Source organism: Streptomyces coffeae (genome assembly GCF_016741875.1).
GTDB lineage: Bacteria > Actinomycetota > Actinomycetes > Streptomycetales > Streptomycetaceae > Streptomyces > Streptomyces coffeae.
Window position 1 is genome coordinate 1 of sequence record NZ_JAERRF010000097.1, and the last position, 2,936, is coordinate 2,936.

At 67.6% G+C, this 2,936-nt stretch carries 1 protein-coding gene; it reads left to right on the forward strand.

Annotated features, from left to right (window positions below; translation table 11 throughout):
- Positions 1-19: 19 nt before the first annotated feature.
- The coding region (locus JK363_RS41075; protein ID WP_201883434.1) for a type I polyketide synthase at positions 20-2,936 on the forward strand (2,917 nt) is incomplete at its 3' end.

Genomic DNA, 2,936 nt, shown 5'->3' on the forward strand with positions numbered 1-2,936 from the left:
ACGGGACGAGGCAGCGACCGTGCTGACGGCGGTGGCTGAGCTGTTTGTGTTTGGCACGGTGGTCGACTGGGGTTCGGTGTTCGCTGGGTGTGGTGCGCGGCCCGTGGAACTGCCGACATATGCCTTCCAGCGGGAACGGTTCTGGATGCGGGCCTCGCGGGCGGCAGCGGACGCAAGCAGCCTGGGGCTCGGCGCCGCCAGGCATCCGCTGTTGGGAGCCTCTCTGGCCGTCGCCGGTTCGGATGCGATGCTGTTGACCTCGCGGCTTTCGACGCAGTCGTGTCCGTACTTCGTCGACCACGTGGTTGCCGGTTCCGTTCTGTTGCCGGGCACGGCCTTTGTCGAGCTGGCGGTGCAGGCGGGCGACCGGGCTGGCTGCGGCCGCGTCGAGGAGTTGACGCTCCAAGCGCCGCTGGTGCTGCCAGAGCAGGGCGCCGTGCAGGTGCAGATCAGCATCGACAGTGCCGAAGACGGTCGGCGTGAGCTGCGGATCTACTCCCGTGCGGAGGAAGCCGACGAGGAACAGCCCTGGACATTGCACGCCACCGGGACCCTCACCGCCGGTCGCGAAGCCGTCCACTGGGACCTGCGGGCATGGCCGCCCGCAGATGCGGAACGGGTGTCGATTGAAGGGCTGTACGAGCGACTGTCGGCAGCTGGGCTTGACTACGGCCCCGCGTTTCGCGGCCTGCACGAGGTCTGGAAGCAGGGCGAGAACCTGTTCGTAGAGGCCATCCTGCCTGAGCACACCGCGGCGGACGCCTCCGGGTTCGGGCTCCATCCAGCCTTGCTGGACACAGTGCTGCATGCACTGGCGCTTCAGGAGCCGTACGTCGAAGGCGCGCAGCTTCCGTTCTCGTGGTCGGGCGTGTCGCTGTCAGCCGTGGGCGCATCCGCTGTTCGGGTCCAGCTCACCCCGCGCGGTGCGGGGAAAATCGGTCTGCGTGTGGCTGACGTCGTAGGTGACCCGGTCGCCGAGATCGACTCGCTGGTGCTGCGTACTGTGCAGGCCGCGGACCTCGCGGCGGCTGACTCTACGAGCGCGGGCAACCTGTTCCGGCTGGAGTGGACGCCTGTGCCGTCCTCGGCAGGGTCTGATGTGTCGGCTCTGGGTGGTGTCTGGGTTGGGCTGGGTGAGCCTGGGGAGTGGCGGGAGTCTGGGGTTCCGGTCGTGGCGACGTATCCGGATCTGGGTGGTCTGGTTGCTGCGTTGGATGGTGGTGTTGATGTTCCTGAGGTTGTTTTGCTTCAGGTGTGTCGGGGTGTGGGTGCTGGGGTGACTGAGGCTGTGGATGTTGTGCTGGGTGTGGTGCGTGAGTGGTTGGGTGAGTCCCGTTTGGCGGGGTCGCGGCTTGTGGTGGTCACGTCGGGTGCGGTGGTGGAGGCTGAGGATGTTGCGGGTGCTGGGGTGTGGGGGCTGCTGCGTTCGGCGATGAGCGAGCATCCGGACCGGTTTGTGCTGGCCGATGTTGATGGTGAGCGGGCTTCGTATGAGGCGTTGGCCGCAAGCCTGGCCGGCGCGGCGGGTGCGGGGGAGGGCCAGTTGGCGGTGCGCGGTGGTCAGGTGCTGCTGCCGCGCCTGGCGCGGATCAGCGGCCCTGGGGACGCTGCGCCGGCGTGGCGGACGCACGGGACAGTCCTGGTCACGGGCGGTACGGGTGGTCTGGGCGCGGTGGTGGCCCGGCACCTGGTGGAGCAGCATGGGGTGCGGGATCTGCTGCTGCTGTCCCGGCGGGGTATCGACGCTCCCGGCGCTGCTGCGCTTGAGGAGGAGCTGACCGGGCTTGGTGCCCGTGTGACGGTTGCGGCGTGTGACGTCAGTGATCGTGAGGCTGTGACGGGTGTGCTGGACGCGATTCCGGCGGATGTGCCGCTTCGGGGTGTTGTGCATGCCGCGGGTGTGCTTGATGACGGCTTGGTCTCGGATCTGACGTCTGAGCGGTTGGGTCGGGTGTTGGCGGCGAAGGCGGAGTCGGCAGTGCATCTGCACGAGCTGACCCGCGATCGTGAGCTGGATGCTTTCGTTCTGTTCTCTTCCTTTGCCGGTGTGGTGGGGAATGCGGGGCAGGCGGCGTATGCGGCGGCTAATGCGGTGTTGGATGGGCTTGCGGTGTCGCGGCGGGCGCAGGGTCTGCCGGCGGTGTCGTTGGCGTGGGGTATGTGGGAGCACGCAGAGGGTATGGGTAGCCGACTCAGTGACGCCGACGTGGCCCGCCTGCGCAGGCAGGGATTCCCGCCCCTGCCCACCGACGATGCCCTCGCGCTGCTGGACACCGCCCTGCACATCAACGAGCCCGTCGCTCTGCCGATTGCCATCAACACCACATCGCTGGCTCGATACCGTGACAGCCTGCCTGGTGTGCTGCGGTCGGTGGTGCCGGCGGTGCGGCGGCGTCGTGTGGCTGGTCAGGGTGGTGCGGATGGTGGGAGTGCGCTGGCGCGGAAGTTGCGGGGGTTGCCTGTTGCTGAGCAGGAGCGGGTTGTGGTGGAGGTGGTGCGGTCTCAGGTGGCGGCGGTGCTGGGGCATGCTTCGGCGACGGCGGTGGACCCGGTGCGGGCGTTCAAAGATCTGGGTTTTGATTCGCTGACCGCGGTGGAGTTGCGTAATCAGCTGAATGCTGTGACGGGGTTGCGGCTGCCGGCGACGTTGCTGTTCGACCATCCCAGTGTCGGTGCGCTTGCTGGTTTTCTCCGCGAGCAGTTGCTGGGTGCGGATGGGTCTGGGGTTTCGCGGGAGGCGGGGTCGGCTGTTGCGGGCCGTGCGGTCGGGGCGTTCGATGAGCCCATTGCGATTGTGGGGATGGGGTGTCGTTATCCGGGTGGGGTGGGCTCGCCGGAAGCCTTGTGGGGGTTGGTGGAGTCGGGTGGGGATGGTATTTCGTTCTTCCCGGGGGATCGGGGGTGGGATGTTGAGGGGTTGTTTGATCCGGATGGGA